A 15,098-nucleotide genomic window follows, 5' to 3' on the forward strand; every position below is an offset into this window, starting at 1 on the left:
ATGAGCTTTAACACAATCATCGACTGGAATAATTGTAGCGACGAGCAACAGCGCGAGCTGCTGATGCGCCCGGCAATTTCCGCCTCTGAAAGCATCTCCCGCACCGTGGCGGAGATCCTGGATAACGTCAAAGCCCGTGGCGATGACGCCCTGCGTGAATACAGCGTGAAGTTTGATAAGACGGAAGTCGGCGCATTGCAGGTTACGGAGCAGGAAATCATTGATGCCAGTAATCGTCTGGGTGACGACATCAAGCAGGCGATGGCCGTTGCGGTGAAAAACATTGATACCTTCCACACCGCGCAGAAGCTGCAGACCGTGGATGTCGAAACCCTGCCCGGCGTGCGTTGCCAGCAGGTGACGCGCCCGGTGGCGTCAGTGGGACTTTATATCCCTGGTGGTTCAGCGCCGCTGTTTTCGACCGTATTAATGCTCGCCACGCCGGCGCGTATCGCCGGATGCCAGAAAGTAGTGCTGTGCTCTCCGCCACCGATCGCCGATGAGATCCTCTACGCGGCAAAACTCTGCGGCGTGCAGGCGGTGTATAAAGTGGGCGGCGCGCAGGCGATTTCCGCCCTGGCGTTCGGGACGGAGTCCATTCCTAAGGTCGACAAAATTTTTGGCCCGGGCAATGCGTATGTGACCGAAGCCAAGCGCCAGGTCAGCCAGCGTCTCGACGGCGCTGCCATCGATATGCCTGCCGGTCCGTCTGAAGTGCTGGTCATTGCCGACAGCGGCGCAACGCCGGACTTCGTGGCCTCCGACCTGCTTTCACAGGCAGAACACGGCCCGGACTCGCAGGTCATCCTGCTGACGCCGGATGCCGATATGGCGAAACGCGTGGGCGAAGCCGTTGAACGCCAGCTTGCCGACCTGCCCCGCGCCGACACGGCACGTCAGGCGTTAGCGGCCAGCCGCCTGATTGTGGCGCGCGATCTCAAGCAGTGCATCGCCATCTCCAACCAGTACGGCCCGGAGCACCTGATTATTCAGACCCGCAACGCGCGCGATCTGGTCGACAGCATCACCAGCGCGGGCTCGGTGTTCCTCGGCGACTGGTCACCGGAGTCCGCAGGGGATTACGCCTCCGGCACCAACCACGTGCTGCCAACGTATGGCTACACCTCTACCTGTTCCAGCCTCGGCCTGGCGGATTTCCAGAAACGCATGACCGTGCAGGAGCTGTCCCGCGAGGGGTTTGCTTCACTGGCTTCTACTATTGAAACCCTGGCCGCCGCCGAGCGTCTGACCGCCCACAAAAACGCCGTGACGCTGCGCGTTGCCGCCCTGAAGGAGCAAGCATGAACATTGAAGAATTAGCCCGCGAAAATGTCCGCCGCCTGACGCCTTACCAGTCTGCGCGTCGTCTGGGCGGAAACGGGGACGTATGGCTGAACGCCAACGAATTCCCGACTGCGGTGCAGTTTGAGCTGTCGCAGCAAACGCTGAACCGCTATCCGGAGTGTCAGCCAAAAGCGGTGATTGAAAACTACGCCCAGTACGCGGGTGTGAAGCCGGAGCAGGTACTGGTCAGCCGCGGCGCGGATGAGGGCATTGAGCTGCTGATCCGCGCGTTCTGCGAGCCGGGCAAAGACGCGGTGATGTACTGCCAGCCCACGTACGGCATGTACAGCGTCAGCGCCGAAACCTTCGGCGTGGCGTGCCGCAACGTCCAGGCGCTGGAGAACTGGCAGCTCGATTTACAGGGCATTGCCGACAATCTCGACGGCGTGAAGGTCGTCTTCGTCTGCAGCCCAAATAACCCCACCGGGCAGATTATTAACCCGCAGGATATCCGCACCCTGCTGGAGATGACCCGTGGTAAAGCGCTGGTGGTGGCCGACGAGGCCTACATCGAGTTCTGCCCGCAGGCGACGCTGACGGGCTGGCTGGAAGAGTATCCGCATCTCGTTGTGCTGCGCACGTTGTCAAAAGCCTTCGCCCTCGCGGGCCTGCGCTGCGGGTTTACGCTGGCGAATAAAGAGGTTATCGACCTGCTGCTGAAAGTGATCGCCCCGTACCCGCTCTCAACGCCGGTTGCCGATATTGCGGCACAGGCGCTGACGCCTCAGGGTATCAACGCGATGCGCGAACGCGTGGCGCAGATCCTGGAGGAACGTCAGTACCTTGTCACCGCGCTGAAAGACATCCCTTGCGTCGAGCAGGTGTTCGACTCGGAAACCAACTACATCCTGGCGCGCTTCACCGCCTCCAGTGCCGTATTTAAATCTTTATGGGATCAGGGCATTATCTTACGAGACCAGAATAAACAACCTTCCCTGAGTGGCTGTTTACGTATCACCGTAGGCACCCGCGCAGAGAGCCAGCGCGTCATTGACGCCCTGAAAGCGGAGAAAGTATGACCCAGAAGATCCTTTTCATCGATCGTGACGGCACCCTTATTTCGGAGCCACCAGCCGATTTCCAGGTCGATCGTTTCGACAAGCTGGCTTTTGAACCGGACGTGATCCCGGTGCTGCTTAAGCTTCAGAAAGCGGGCTATAAGCTGGTAATGATTACCAACCAGGACGGTCTGGGTACGGACAGTTTCCCGCAGGCGGACTTTGACGGCCCGCATAACCTGATGATGCAGGTGCTGACCTCTCAGGGCGTGGTATTTGATGAAGTGCTGATTTGCCCGCACATGCCAGCCGACGAGTGCGACTGCCGTAAGCCAAAGGTGAAGCTGGTTGAGCGCTATCTGGCCGAAGATATGCTGGATAAAACCAACAGCTACGTCATCGGCGATCGCATCACCGATATTACGCTGGCGGAAAACATGGGCATCGCGGGGCTGCGCTACGATCGTAACGACCTTAACTGGGCAAAGATTGGCGAGCAACTGACAAAACGCGACCGCTATTCTCACGTTGAGCGTAACACCAAAGAGACGCAGATTGATGTAAAGGTATGGCTGGACCGTGAAGGCGGCAGCAAGATCCACACCGGCGTCGGTTTCTTTGACCACATGCTGGACCAGATTGCCACCCACGGCGGTTTCCGCATGGAGATCGCGGTAAAAGGCGACCTTTATATTGACGATCACCACACCGTGGAAGATACCGGCCTGGCGCTGGGTGAAGCCCTGAAGCTGGCGCTCGGCGACAAGCGCGGCATCAACCGTTTCGGCTTCGTCCTGCCGATGGACGAGTGCCTGGCGCGCTGCGCCATGGACATCTCGGGTCGTCCGCACCTGGAATACAAAGCTGATTTCACCTACCAGCGCGTCGGCGATCTTAGCACCGAAATGGTGGAGCACTTCTTCCGTTCCCTGTCCTACACCATGGGACTGACGCTGCACCTGAAAACCAAAGGCAAAAACGATCACCACCGCGTGGAGAGCCTGTTTAAAGCCTTTGGCCGTACGCTTCGCCAGGCGATCCGCGTGGAAGGCGATGCCCTGCCCTCGTCGAAAGGAGTGCTGTGATGAACGTGGTGATTCTGGATACCGGATGCGCCAACCTCAACTCCGTGAAATCGGCCATCGCGCGCCACGGCTATGAGCCGGTGGTGAGCCGCGATCCGGACATTGTATTGCGCGCTGACAAGCTTTTCCTGCCGGGCGTTGGCACCGCACAGGCGGCGATGGACCAGATTCGCGAACGCGATCTGGTCGATTTGATCAAAGCCTGTACCCAGCCGGTGCTGGGGATTTGCCTGGGCATGCAGCTTCTTGGCCGCCGCAGCGAAGAGAGCAACGGCGTTGACCTGCTGGGCATTATCGACGAAGACGTACCGAAAATGACCGACCACGGCCTGCCTCTGCCTCATATGGGCTGGAACCGAGTTTACGCCAAAGCGGGTGACAGGTTGTTTCGCGGCATCGAAGACGGCGCGTACTTTTACTTCGTGCACAGTTACGCTATGCCGGTGAACGTCAATACCATCGCCCAGTGCACTTACGGCGAGGCGTTTACCGCGGCGGTGCAGAAAGACAATTTCTTCGGCGTGCAGTTTCACCCGGAACGCTCTGGCGCCGCGGGCGCGCAGTTGCTGAAAAACTTCCTGGAGATGTGATGATTATTCCCGCTTTAGATTTAATCGACGGCACGGTTGTCCGTCTTCATCAGGGCGATTACGGTCAACAGCGCGACTACGGAAAGGACCCTCTGCCGCGCCTGCAGGATTATGCCGCCCAGGGTGCAGAGGTGCTGCATCTGGTGGATTTAACGGGCGCGAAAGATCCGGCGAAGCGCCAGATCCCGCTGCTGAAAAAACTGGTTGCTGGTGTTGACGTGCCCGTGCAGGTAGGCGGCGGCGTACGCACCGAAGACGACGTGGCGGCTCTGCTGGATGCGGGCGTGGCGCGCGTGGTGGTCGGTTCAACCGCCGTGAAAGATCCTGAGACGGTGAAAGGCTGGTTCCGCCGCTTTGGCGCCGACGCCCTGGTACTGGCGCTGGACGTGCGCATTGACGAACAGGGTAATAAACAGGTGGCGGTCAGCGGCTGGCAGGAAAATTCCGGCGTAACGCTGGAAGCGCTGGTCGAGACGTATCTCCCTGTGGGTCTGAAGCACGTGTTGTGCACGGACATCTCGCGCGACGGCACGCTGGCGGGTTCCAACGTTTCTTTATATGAAGAAGTTTGCGCCCGTTATCCGCAGGTGGCATTCCAGTCATCTGGCGGCATCGGTGACTTAGCCGATATCGCCGCGCTGCGCGGAACGGGGGTACAGGGCGTGATTGTGGGCCGGGCCCTGCTGGAAGGTAAATTTACGGTGACGGAGGCGATTCAATGCTGGCAAAACGGATAATTCCTTGTCTTGACGTGCGCGATGGTCAGGTTGTGAAAGGCGTGCAGTTCCGCAACCACGAGATCATTGGCGATATCGTCCCGCTGGCAAAACGCTATGCCGATGAAGGCGCTGACGAACTGGTCTTCTATGATATCACCGCCTCCAGCGATGGCCGCGTGGTAGATAAAAGCTGGGTCGCGCGCGTGGCGGAAGTGATTGATATTCCGTTCTGCGTGGCGGGCGGGATTAAGTCTGCTGATGACGCCGCCAAAATTCTCTCTTTTGGCGCCGACAAGATTTCCATCAACTCCCCTGCTCTGGCCGAGCCGGAACTGATTACCCGCCTGGCCGATCGCTTTGGTGTGCAGTGCATAGTGGTTGGGATTGATACCTGGTTCGACGCCGCGACCGGCAAATATCACGTTAACCAATATACCGGCGATGAAAGCCGGACGCGCGTGACGCAGTGGGAAACGCTCGACTGGGTGCAGGAAGTGCAGAAGCGCGGCGCAGGTGAGATTGTGCTGAACATGATGAACCAGGACGGCGTGCGTAACGGTTACGATCTTGAGCAGCTGAAGAAAGTTCGCGCGGTGTGCCACGTTCCGCTGATTGCCTCCGGCGGCGCGGGCACCATGGAACACTTCCTGGAAGCCTTACGCGATGCGAACGTCGACGGCGCGCTGGCCGCGTCCGTGTTCCACAAACAGATTATCAATATTGGCGAGTTAAAAACGTACCTGGCCGACCAGGGCGTGGAGATCAGGGTATGTTAACAGAGCAACAACAGGCGCAGTTGGACTGGGAAAAAACTGACGGATTACTGCCGGTGGTTGTACAGCATGCCGTCTCAGGCGAAGTGCTGATGCTGGGATACATGAACCAGGACGCGCTGGCAAAAACAATCGACAGCGGCAAAGTGACGTTTTTCTCGCGCACGAAGCAGCGCCTGTGGACCAAAGGGGAAACCTCGGGGCACTTCCTGAACGTGGTCAGCATGACGCCAGACTGCGATAACGACACCCTGCTGGTGCTGGTGAACCCAATCGGCCCAACCTGCCATAAAGGCACCAGCAGCTGCTTCGGCGAGGCGAGTCACCAGTGGCTGTTCCTGTACCAGCTTGAGCAACTCCTGGCGGAGCGTAAATCCGCGGATCCAGAGAGCTCCTATACCGCGAAGCTCTATGCCAGCGGGACTAAGCGTATTGCGCAGAAGGTGGGTGAAGAAGGCGTTGAGACGGCGCTGGCCGCGACCGTACACGACCGGGAAGAGTTGACGAATGAAGCGTCGGATTTGATGTATCACCTGCTGGTGCTGCTGCAGGATCAGGAGCTGGATTTGACGGCGGTGATTGAGAATCTTCGAAAGCGTCATAAATAAAAAAACCGGGGAATTTCCCCGGTTTTTTTTAATCTGCAAATCAGGCTTTTGGTTTGTAGTTGTGCAATGCGTTACGCGCCAGTACCACTACAGAACCCATCATCAAGCCCAGCAGCACGGCAAGAGTCAGAATGATTGGTTTTTTGGGGCTGTCACGATGTACAGGCAGATTTGGTTTCATAACGTAACGGTAGACGTGGATAGTATCCGGGTTTACGTTCAGGTTTTGAATATCCAGCAAGTTTTGTCTGGTCTGATAGTAAGCAGCAGAAAAGACAAGCGGGCGTGACGCTTCATTGTCAATCATCGATTTCAGACCGTCGCTTCCCAGCAGAAACATCGTTTCCTGAGTCACATCCTGGGTTTGCTGAATGCGCGGCGAGGTAATTTTCGCCGCCTCAGCATTTTTCAGCGCCTCAGCAATCTGTTTGATTCGCAGCTCTTTCTGCTCTTGAGCGACCTTTTCCTGGCTTACCAGAGAATCGTTCAGGGATTTAATCTGTTCCTTGATATTGTCCTTGAGGTCAAGGGCAAGTTCTTTTGCCGTCTGTTCATCTACTTGCTGAATGTACTGCGCTAACTGCTTTTGAGCCGCTTCAGCAGAAGTACTGATATAGGAGACGGTTAATGGCAACGTTTCCCCTTTAACAGCAGGCTCAATGGTCAGTTTTTCTGGCACGTCCTGATTGTCCAGCGCCTGCGATAACGCTGAGAAAGAAGAGTTAAAACGTCCAATAGCGCGCGTTTGAATGTCCAGCATCGAAGGGGCAGCGCTGCCGTAGAGGATGTTCAATGCATTTGAATAAGTCGCTATCTGGGCCGCATCTGGTTGTGCAATAATCGCCCGTGAGGTCCACTTTTCCTTCGCGACTGATAGATATCCTATCGCCATGGCAATAAAAACAATAACAAAAATTGCTATCGTCCACTTCCCACGCCACAGCTGTAGCATTAATGCAAGTAAATCAATGTGCTCAGGGTCATTGCTTCGGCTGACCGGACTATTGTTGTTTTGCGTCATACAATCCCTAACAGATAAAAAGGGGGGGAACATTATTATGTTTGCATAGTGTATATATTGCTGAAGATTTTTCTATAAGAATCCGATGAGTTATATCGGAAAGATGCGTTATGTAACTCGCCCCCCTTCGCGCTATCATAGTCACCATGTGATGCGTTATCGCATCTGTAAGCGTTAGGTATTTGAGGAAAGATATGAAATTTCTGGTAACGGGTGCAGCGGGTTTTATCGGTTCGAATGTCAGCAAACGCCTCATTGAGGCCGGTCATGAGGTTGTCGGTATTGATAACCTGAACGACTATTACGATGTTAATTTAAAGCTGGCACGTCTGGAACGGCTACAATCTGAGCGATTCACCTTCCACAAGATGGAATTAGCTGACCGGGAAGGTATGGCTGCGCTTTTCGCTGACGAGAAGTTCGATCGCGTTATTCACCTGGCCGCACAGGCAGGCGTACGCTACTCCCTGGAAAACCCGCATGCGTACGCCGATGCCAACCTTATTGGCCATCTCAACGTGCTGGAAGGCTGCCGCCATAACCACGTTCAGCATTTGCTTTATGCCTCATCCAGCTCCGTATATGGCCTCAACCGTAAGATGCCCTTCTCCACTGCCGATTCCGTAGATCACCCGGTTTCACTCTATGCCGCGACCAAAAAAGCCAATGAGCTGATGTCGCACACCTATTCGCATCTCTACAACCTGCCGACCACCGGATTGCGCTTCTTTACCGTATACGGTCCGTGGGGACGCCCGGACATGGCGCTGTTTAAGTTTACTAAGGCGATGATTGAAGGCAAAAGCATCGATGTCTATAACTACGGCAAGATGAAGCGCGATTTCACCTACATCGATGATATCGCTGAAGCAATTATCCGCCTGCAGGATGTTATTCCCCATCCTGACGCAAACTGGACCGTCGAGACTGGCTCACCGGCAACCAGTTCAGCACCTTACCGCGTTTACAACATCGGTAACAGTTCGCCGGTAGAACTGATGGACTACATCACCGCGCTGGAAGAGGCGCTGGGTAAGAAAGCCGAGAAAAATATGTTGCCACTCCAGCCGGGCGACGTCCTGGAAACCAGCGCCGACACGAAAGCGCTCTATGACGTGATCGGTTTCAAACCGCAAACCTCGGTTAAAGACGGCGTGAAGAACTTCGTTGACTGGTACCGCGAGTTTTACAAGGTCTGAAAATAAAAAACCCGGCAAATCAGCCGGGTTTTTTATTTTAACGTAAGAGAATTAGTCGCTACCGAACAGATCGCGGGTATAGACTTTGTCAGCGACGTCAGCCAGCTCTTCGGCCATACGGTTCGAGATGATGACATCCGCTTCCTTCTTAAAAGCATCCAGATCGCGGATCACGCGGGAATTGAAGAACTGATCTTCCTGCATGGCCGGTTCATAAATAATAACCTCAACGCCTTTCGCCTTGATGCGCTTCATGATCCCCTGAATGGAAGAGGCGCGGAAGTTATCGGAACCGCTCTTCATGATCAGACGATACACGCCGACCACTTTCGGCTGGCGCGCAAGAATAGAATCGGAGATGAAATCTTTACGCGTACGGTTAGCGTCAACAATCGCAGAAATGAGATTATTCGGTACAGCCTGGTAGTTTGCCAGCAGCTGCTTGGTATCTTTTGGCAGGCAATAACCGCCGTAGCCAAATGACGGGTTGTTGTAGTGGTTACCAATACGCGGGTCGAGGCAAACCCCTTCAATAATCTGGCGGGTGTTAAGCCCAAGACTTTCTGCATAGCTGTCGAGCTCATTGAAGTACGCGACTCGCATTGCCAGATAGGTGTTTGCGAAAAGCTTAATCGCCTCCGCTTCGGTGGAGTCTGTGAACAGCACCGGAATATCTTTCTTCACTGCGCCTTCCTGAAGCAGCGCAGCGAAACGTTCAGCGCGATCAGAGCGTTCGCCAATAACGATACGGGAAGGATGCAGGTTATCATAAAGCGCTCTCCCCTCACGCAGGAACTCAGGCGAGAAGAAAATATTATCGATACCAAACTTTTCTTTGATGGATTTGGTAAAGCCGACAGGAATGGTTGATTTAATAACCATCACCGCATCAGGATTGACCGCAATAACATCTTTGATAACCGCTTCTACGGTTGAGGTGTTGAAGTAATTGGTTTTTGGATCGTAGTCAGTAGGCGTCGCAATGATGACGTAATCCGCATCGCGGTATGCATCTTCTTTATCTGTCGTGGCGCGGAAATTCAGCGGTTTGTTGCTGAGATAGTCCTGGATTTCTTTGTCGACAATCGGCGATTTCTTCTGATTGAGCATATCCACTTTGGCCTGCACGATATCCAGCGCAACCACTTCATGGTTCTGAGCAATCAGAATGCCGTTAGAAAGACCGACATACCCTGTTCCGGAAATTGTTATTTTCATTCGCTAATGACTTCTTTTAGTTAACTGTATTGATGGCCGGCAGACCATCGCGATAAACATAACTGTTGGGCTTTGTACCTCCTGGCAAACAGCACTGTCAAGGCAAACCAGGAGTAATCACAACGAGGGGGATGAGATTCAGACTACTTCGAATAATGCGCGGCATTTTTTGCATAAAAAAACCCGGAGACAGGCTCCGGGTTTGATGAAAGCGAGTAAATTAACTTATTCCATCCATTCGGTGTGGAACACGCCTTCTTTATCCGTGCGCTTGTAAGTATGCGCGCCGAAATAGTCACGCTGTGCCTGAATCAGGTTGGCAGGCAGAACGGCAGCGCGGTAGCTATCGTAATACGCCACCGCAGCGGAGAAGGTTGGAACCGGGATACCGTTCTGTACAGCGTAGGCAACCACGTCACGCAGCGCCTGCTGGTACTCGTCTGCAACCTTCTTAAAGTACGGTGCCAGCAGAAGGTTAGCGATACCTGCGTTTTCAGCATAGGCATCGGTGATTTTCTGCAGGAACTGCGCACGAATGATGCAACCCGCGCGGAAGATCTTCGCGATCTCGCCGTAGTTCAGGTCCCAGTTATTCTCGTCAGACGCCGCACGCAGCTGTGAGAAGCCCTGCGCGTAGGAGACGATTTTACCCAGGTACAGGGCGCGACGAACTTTCTCGACGAACTCAGCTTTGTCACCGGCTGGTTTAGCCTGTGGGCCTGACAGCACTTTAGAAGCCGCAACGCGCTGCTCTTTCAGAGAAGAGATATAACGCGCAAAGACGGATTCGGTGATCAGAGACAGCGGCTCGCCCAGATCCAGAGAGCTCTGGCTGGTCCATTTACCGGTACCTTTGTTCGCTGCTTCATCCAGAATCACATCAACCAGGTATTTACCTTCTTCATCTTTCTTCGTGAAGATATCTTTGGTGATGTCGATCAGGTAGCTGTTCAGCTCGCCTTTGTTCCACTCGGTAAAGATTTCAGCCAGCTCTTCATTAGAGAGATTCAGGCCGCCTTTCAGCAGGGAGTATGCTTCTGCGATCAGCTGCATATCGCCGTATTCGATGCCGTTGTGCACCATTTTTACATAGTGACCCGCACCGTCCGGACCGATATAAGTCACACACGGCTCGCCATCTTCCGCAACAGCAGCGATTTTAGTCAGAATAGGCGCAACCAGTTCGTACGCTTCTTTCTGGCCACCAGGCATGATAGATGGGCCTTTCAGCGCGCCCTCTTCACCACCGGAAACACCGGTACCGATGAAGTTGAAGCCTTCAGCGGACAATTCACGGTTACGACGAATGGTGTCCTGGAAGAAGGTGTTACCGCCATCAATGATGATGTCGCCTTTTTCGAGGTAAGGCTTCAGGGAGTCGATAGCTGCATCGGTACCTGCGCCCGCTTTCACCATTAGCAGGATTCGACGAGGCGTTTCCAGAGACTCAACGAACTCTTTCACCGTATAGAAAGGAACCAGCTTCTTGCCTGGGTTCTCGGCAATCACTTCTTCAGTCTTATCACGGGAGCGGTTGAAAACGGAGACGGTATAACCACGGCTTTCGATGTTGAGCGCCAGGTTGCGCCCCATCACTGCCATACCGACAACGCCGATCTGTTGCTTGGACATTACATACTCCTGTCAGGTGTGGTCCCACCAGGTACTTCCCGGTGGATATATTATCGAATAATCTTAACTCAGAAATCGAGAGCAGAGGTAGGTAATTATGGTCATTAATACACTTTAGCCATAACAAAAGCATGGCTTTATCAAGTGGTCATTTTTGCGTCGTTGAAATACATTGCTTTTTATATTCTTTAATAGTTTTCTGGTAAATATAATAGCTTAACTTAGGTATACGTTTCAAATTCTTATCATCGAAATCGACACCAATTATTCCAAATCTATTTTTGTAACCCCATAACCACTCGAAATTATCGAGCAAGCTCCAAAATAGATAGCCCTGAATATCCAATCCTTCCTTTTTTGCATTCATAACGGCAGTAACATGTCTCTTGAGATAGTCTGCTCTCAACTTATCAGAAATGACCCCTTCCTTAAGTTGTTCATCAGCTAAACCAAAACCTGCACCATTCTCAGTAATAATGAAGGTAGGATGAGCATATTCGGCATCAATCTTTTTCATCATTGTAACCAACGCCTCAGGAGAAACAGGTCCGTTGACGGATGGTTTTTTATCTGGGTTAGGGACATTACCTATTTCAAACGGTTCAGATTTATCATACCTAACCAATGTTGGACCATAATAATTTACGCCGATGAAATCAGGTTTTCCTTGGGTAATCAATTGCATATCTTGAGATGTGGGCTTAAATTTAGGATATGCTGATTGATACATTTTCAATACTGAATCTGGATATTTTCCCTTATATAGAGCATCGAGAATCCAGTTGTTGTGGAGATCGTTACATAACTGCTCAGTAGTACTATTTGGATGTCCATTATCGATGCAAGGAGATAAGTTTAACGCAATGCCAATACGTCCATCATATTTAGCCTTATGGTAATTACGTACCACCATCGCATTTGCAATCAAAAGGTTGTGTAATGCTACCGCTTGTTTTCCACGAGACGCTACGGACAAAACGTCACGGTATCCGTCTGGTTTTTTTTCAATGAGATTTGCTGCAAGGGGTTCAAGAGTAAAAACATAGCCTTCAGGCTCATTAAAGGTAATAAAATTATGACTTTTATTACCAAAATTCTCAAAAATTACTTGCGCAAATTTTTCGAACCACACTGGTGATTCAGGGTTAGACCAACTACCTTTTTTATAAAGCGCTAATGGCATGTCCCAGTGGTAAAGTGTAATCACCGGCTCAATATTAGCTTCTTTTAAGTCAGCAATAAGTTGGTTGTAATATTCTAATCCCTTTTTATTTACCGTTACACCGTCAGGCATGACCCTGGACCAGGATATGGAGAAGCGGTACGAATTGACACCTAATTCTTTCATGAGTTGTATATCTTTTAGATAGACATCCCGAGAAATTTGATTGGCTGCAACATCTCCATTTTCAACGGTACCAATAGTATATTTTGTTACTTCATTATGAGTAAAATAATCCCAGTTTGAAGGACCCTTTCCACTCTCATTCCAGCCACCTTCAACCTGGTAAGATGAGGATGCCGTGCCCCAGAGAAAATCACATTGTTGTTTTTCACCAGAGAATGCAGGAGGTAAAAGAAGCGCAGAGGTAAGGAAAAAATATTTTGCTTTCATTTTATAATCAAAACCTGATAGCTATTAAGGGTATGATATTGTTAATTTTATGAATCGCTATTTGCTATTTTTTATTAAATTGAGCAAATACTGGCCGTAATTGGTCTTGCTCATTTCATTCCCGTAGGTCAGGACCTCACTCTCAGTGAGCCAACCGTTACGGTAAGCAATTTCCTCCAGGCAGGCGATTTTGAACCCTTGTCGCTTCTCAATAGTATGAATAAATTGTGATGCTTCGATTAAACTGTCATGGGTACCGGTATCGAGCCATGCAAAGCCTCGTCCCAGTAATTCTACCTGAAGATTTCCCTGTTCGAGATACATCTCATTCAGCGTAGTAATTTCAAGTTCACCGCGTGCTGATGGTTTAACGCGTTTTGCCATATCAACCACGTTTGCATCATAAAAATATAGGCCAGTAACAGCCCAGTTGGATTTAGGTGCAGCTGGTTTTTCTTCTATACTTAATGCCTTGAAGTTTTCATCAAACTCTACAACACCAAAACGCTCTGGATCCATTACCTGGTAGCCAAAAACAGTAGCCCCGGCATTACCTGAAACAACCGATTCAAGTTTCCTACCAAAACTCTGCCCGAAGAAAATATTATCACCTAATACTAAGGCACATTTATCACCAGAGATAAACTCTTCACCAATAATGAATGCTTGCGCAAGGCCATCAGGAGACGGCTGAATTTCATAGGACAAATTAATTCCGAAACGACTACCATCTCCTAACAAACGTTTAAAAGAAGGCAGATCTTCAGGTGTTGTGATTAAGAGAATATCACGGATACCCGCAAGCATAAGCACCGACATTGGATAATAAACCATAGGTTTATCATAAATGGGTAAAAGTTGTTTAGAGACTCCACGTGTAATTGGGTGTAAACGTGTTCCTGAACCGCCAGCAAGAATAATACCCTTCATTCTACTACCTCAATACTCTTAAGCTAAATTAGAATTAATATCTTTCAATTAAACAACATCTTTTCTGATATCAGTTGAGCACAATGTTTTTACCCATGAGTCTACGCTATAACGCGAAATTGCATCCGTATGCTTTTCATCATACGGGATATCAAAAAAAGCAGAGTCTATATAAATATTTTTGCGGTCTATAAAATAAAAATTTTCAGATGCATAAAAGTCGTAGTCCTTAACTCTGCTATTAGTAGTTATGAACTTCCTCTTTAGAGGTAAGCATTCTATTGTTCTCATCGTCAAACCTGTCTGCCGGGGATGCTGGATGTCAAGCACAGCATCAGCACCAGAGAAGAATGACGCAATCTGTTTTTTATTTCTAGAGCGAAGTGTAAAACTAAAGAGTCTGTATTTAATGACATCTTTTATATTGGTAAGAATAAAACCAGCCAATACAACAATAGAAGGAAAATAAAGCACAAACCTTAAATCATATTCATTTTTATATTTCTCATAAATTTCCCCTAATAGCTTGTATCTGTCACTATGTACGGTACCGAGGAATGCAATACTTGGCTTAACATTCTTTGCTGTTTTTCTTGTCGCTGTGCTTACAAAATCAGGGGAATAAAACAATGGCAAATGATCCATAAAATCATATTCTCGAGCATCATTATCATCAAAGGTAAACACTCGGTCAAATAAGTTTAGATACTCCTGAATATGAGGGTAATTTTTAATAGAATCCCACGCGTAGTAAATGAATTGAGCACTCTTATATTTATTTTTGAATTTAAGTAGATTTTTTCTATCGAGAGACTCACCTTTAAGTACTATAACATAGTCGTAATCATCTCTTGTTTGAAGCAATATCCTCTCAAAATACGCGTCTGAAATGCGTTTAAGGAAATTATTATCTTTCCAGAGCCTAAGTAAAATTTTAAAAAAGACGTTATTAAATGGCTTTTCATCGAAATAATCAACGGTGGCACCGGCTCGCCTTAATCCATCAGATATTTCGGTTTCATAATTAAAAAAGCGAGGACATAAAAACAGCACTTTCATTTTAAATACTCTTCTTCACAATGGCCGGAATGCCTACAAGTAGCACATTGTCATCACAGGAATGCATTACAACAGCGTTAGCCGCGACAATAACATTGTCACCAATTCGAATACCACCAAGAACCTTAGCCCCTGATGCAATTACTACATTATCACCTAAAACAGGGCGATTAGCGTGATTGAATGGAATATCGATATTTTTCGCACCCAGCGTAACTTGCTGGTATATTGTTGCATTAACACCAATTTTAGACGCGCCAATAACAATACCCTGCGAGTGTGGTATGAAAAAACCACCACCTATTTC

General features: G+C 50.2%; 15 protein-coding genes. 8 read left to right on the forward strand and 7 right to left on the reverse strand.

The features are described 5' to 3' along the window. The 7 genes from hisD to hisIE are packed head-to-tail and all read left to right on the forward strand — an operon-like array spanning position 1 to position 6,117. Positions 1 to 1,305 (forward strand): histidinol dehydrogenase, encoded by a 1,305-nt coding sequence (hisD, locus tag IM313_RS05160; protein WP_048961300.1) that lies wholly within the window; start codon positions 1 to 3, stop codon positions 1,303 to 1,305. Continuing rightward, positions 1,302 to 2,363, forward strand: a complete 1,062-nt coding sequence (gene hisC, locus IM313_RS05165) for a histidinol-phosphate transaminase (protein WP_028013763.1) — start codon at positions 1,302 to 1,304, stop codon at positions 2,361 to 2,363. Before hisD ends, hisC begins: the two co-directional genes overlap by 4 nt. Next, a complete protein-coding gene (hisB, locus tag IM313_RS05170; protein WP_028013764.1) occupies positions 2,360 to 3,427 on the forward strand; it encodes a bifunctional histidinol-phosphatase/imidazoleglycerol-phosphate dehydratase HisB in 1,068 nt (355 codons plus the stop codon). The genes hisC and hisB overlap by 4 nt, the downstream gene beginning before the upstream one ends. Further along, the gene (hisH, locus tag IM313_RS05175) at positions 3,427 to 4,017 is read left to right on the forward strand and encodes an imidazole glycerol phosphate synthase subunit HisH (RefSeq protein WP_028013765.1); all 591 of its coding nucleotides are present in this window, start codon (positions 3,427 to 3,429) and stop codon (positions 4,015 to 4,017) included. Before hisB ends, hisH begins: the two co-directional genes overlap by 1 nt. Beyond that, complete coding sequence (hisA, locus tag IM313_RS05180; protein WP_192971322.1) at positions 4,017 to 4,754, forward strand: 1-(5-phosphoribosyl)-5-[(5-phosphoribosylamino)methylideneamino]imidazole-4-carboxamide isomerase; 738 nt, start codon at positions 4,017 to 4,019, stop codon at positions 4,752 to 4,754. Before hisH ends, hisA begins: the two co-directional genes overlap by 1 nt. Next, positions 4,736 to 5,512 carry an imidazole glycerol phosphate synthase subunit HisF gene (hisF, locus tag IM313_RS05185; RefSeq protein ID WP_192971321.1) on the forward strand — a complete coding sequence of 259 codons (777 nt, stop codon included), beginning with the start codon at positions 4,736 to 4,738 and terminating at the stop codon, positions 5,510 to 5,512. Before hisA ends, hisF begins: the two co-directional genes overlap by 19 nt. Then, positions 5,506 to 6,117, forward strand: a complete 612-nt coding sequence (hisIE, locus tag IM313_RS05190) for a bifunctional phosphoribosyl-AMP cyclohydrolase/phosphoribosyl-ATP diphosphatase HisIE (RefSeq protein ID WP_045260396.1) — start codon at positions 5,506 to 5,508, stop codon at positions 6,115 to 6,117. The genes hisF and hisIE overlap by 7 nt, the downstream gene beginning before the upstream one ends. 40 nt (positions 6,118 to 6,157) lie before the next feature. Here the strand turns inward: hisIE and wzzB are convergent, their stop codons facing one another. Beyond that, complete coding sequence (wzzB, locus tag IM313_RS05195) at positions 6,158 to 7,138, reverse strand: LPS O-antigen chain length determinant protein WzzB (RefSeq protein WP_192971320.1); 981 nt, start codon at positions 7,136 to 7,138, stop codon at positions 6,158 to 6,160. 194 nt (positions 7,139 to 7,332) lie between these two features. Between wzzB and IM313_RS05200 the strand changes: the two genes are divergently transcribed. After that, complete coding sequence (locus tag IM313_RS05200; RefSeq protein WP_192971319.1) at positions 7,333 to 8,337, forward strand: NAD-dependent epimerase; 1,005 nt, start codon at positions 7,333 to 7,335, stop codon at positions 8,335 to 8,337. A gap of 51 nt (positions 8,338 to 8,388) precedes the next feature. Here the strand turns inward: IM313_RS05200 and ugd are convergent, their stop codons facing one another. The 6 genes from ugd to IM313_RS22515 form a co-directional block, all read right to left on the reverse strand. Continuing rightward, positions 8,389 to 9,555 carry a UDP-glucose 6-dehydrogenase gene (gene ugd, locus IM313_RS05205; RefSeq protein WP_048961289.1) on the reverse strand — a complete coding sequence of 389 codons (1,167 nt, stop codon included), beginning with the start codon at positions 9,553 to 9,555 and terminating at the stop codon, positions 8,389 to 8,391. A 225-nt stretch (positions 9,556 to 9,780) separates the two neighbouring features. Further along, complete coding sequence (gndA, locus tag IM313_RS05210; protein WP_192971318.1) at positions 9,781 to 11,187, reverse strand: NADP-dependent phosphogluconate dehydrogenase; 1,407 nt, start codon at positions 11,185 to 11,187, stop codon at positions 9,781 to 9,783. Between the two features lie 148 nt (positions 11,188 to 11,335). Then, complete coding sequence (locus tag IM313_RS05215; protein ID WP_049137384.1) at positions 11,336 to 12,802, reverse strand: glycoside hydrolase family 1 protein; 1,467 nt, start codon at positions 12,800 to 12,802, stop codon at positions 11,336 to 11,338. 57 nt (positions 12,803 to 12,859) lie between these two features. Continuing rightward, positions 12,860 to 13,732, reverse strand: coding sequence for a glucose-1-phosphate thymidylyltransferase RfbA (rfbA, locus tag IM313_RS05220; RefSeq protein WP_028013773.1), 873 nt, complete (start codon positions 13,730 to 13,732; stop codon positions 12,860 to 12,862). Between the two features lie 48 nt (positions 13,733 to 13,780). Beyond that, positions 13,781 to 14,791, reverse strand: coding sequence for a hypothetical protein (locus IM313_RS05225; protein ID WP_049137382.1), 1,011 nt, complete (start codon positions 14,789 to 14,791; stop codon positions 13,781 to 13,783). Between the two features lies 1 nt (position 14,792). Further along, positions 14,793 to 15,098 (reverse strand): serine O-acetyltransferase (locus IM313_RS22515; protein WP_370551893.1); only part of this gene is annotated, 306 nt, incomplete at its 5' end.

The sequence above is a fragment of the Enterobacter cloacae complex sp. P2B genome, from assembly GCF_014895985.1.
Lineage (GTDB): Bacteria > Pseudomonadota > Gammaproteobacteria > Enterobacterales > Enterobacteriaceae > Enterobacter > Enterobacter bugandensis.

Coding starts and splice junctions, on each gene's coding strand:
- hisD (WP_048961300.1), top strand. CDS start 1: ATGAGCTTTAACACAATCATCGACTGGAATAATTGTAGCGACGAGCAA.
- hisC (WP_028013763.1), top strand. CDS start 1,302: ATGAACATTGAAGAATTAGCCCGCGAAAATGTCCGCCGCCTGACGCCT.
- hisB (WP_028013764.1), top strand. CDS start 2,360: ATGACCCAGAAGATCCTTTTCATCGATCGTGACGGCACCCTTATTTCG.
- hisH (WP_028013765.1), top strand. CDS start 3,427: ATGAACGTGGTGATTCTGGATACCGGATGCGCCAACCTCAACTCCGTG.
- hisA (WP_192971322.1), top strand. CDS start 4,017: ATGATTATTCCCGCTTTAGATTTAATCGACGGCACGGTTGTCCGTCTT.
- hisF (WP_192971321.1), top strand. CDS start 4,736: ATGCTGGCAAAACGGATAATTCCTTGTCTTGACGTGCGCGATGGTCAG.
- hisIE (WP_045260396.1), top strand. CDS start 5,506: ATGTTAACAGAGCAACAACAGGCGCAGTTGGACTGGGAAAAAACTGAC.
- wzzB (WP_192971320.1), bottom strand. CDS start 7,138: ATGACGCAAAACAACAATAGTCCGGTCAGCCGAAGCAATGACCCTGAG.
- IM313_RS05200 (WP_192971319.1), top strand. CDS start 7,333: ATGAAATTTCTGGTAACGGGTGCAGCGGGTTTTATCGGTTCGAATGTC.
- ugd (WP_048961289.1), bottom strand. CDS start 9,555: ATGAAAATAACAATTTCCGGAACAGGGTATGTCGGTCTTTCTAACGGC.
- gndA (WP_192971318.1), bottom strand. CDS start 11,187: ATGTCCAAGCAACAGATCGGCGTTGTCGGTATGGCAGTGATGGGGCGC.
- IM313_RS05215 (WP_049137384.1), bottom strand. CDS start 12,802: ATGAAAGCAAAATATTTTTTCCTTACCTCTGCGCTTCTTTTACCTCCT.
- rfbA (WP_028013773.1), bottom strand. CDS start 13,732: ATGAAGGGTATTATTCTTGCTGGCGGTTCAGGAACACGTTTACACCCA.
- IM313_RS05225 (WP_049137382.1), bottom strand. CDS start 14,791: ATGAAAGTGCTGTTTTTATGTCCTCGCTTTTTTAATTATGAAACCGAA.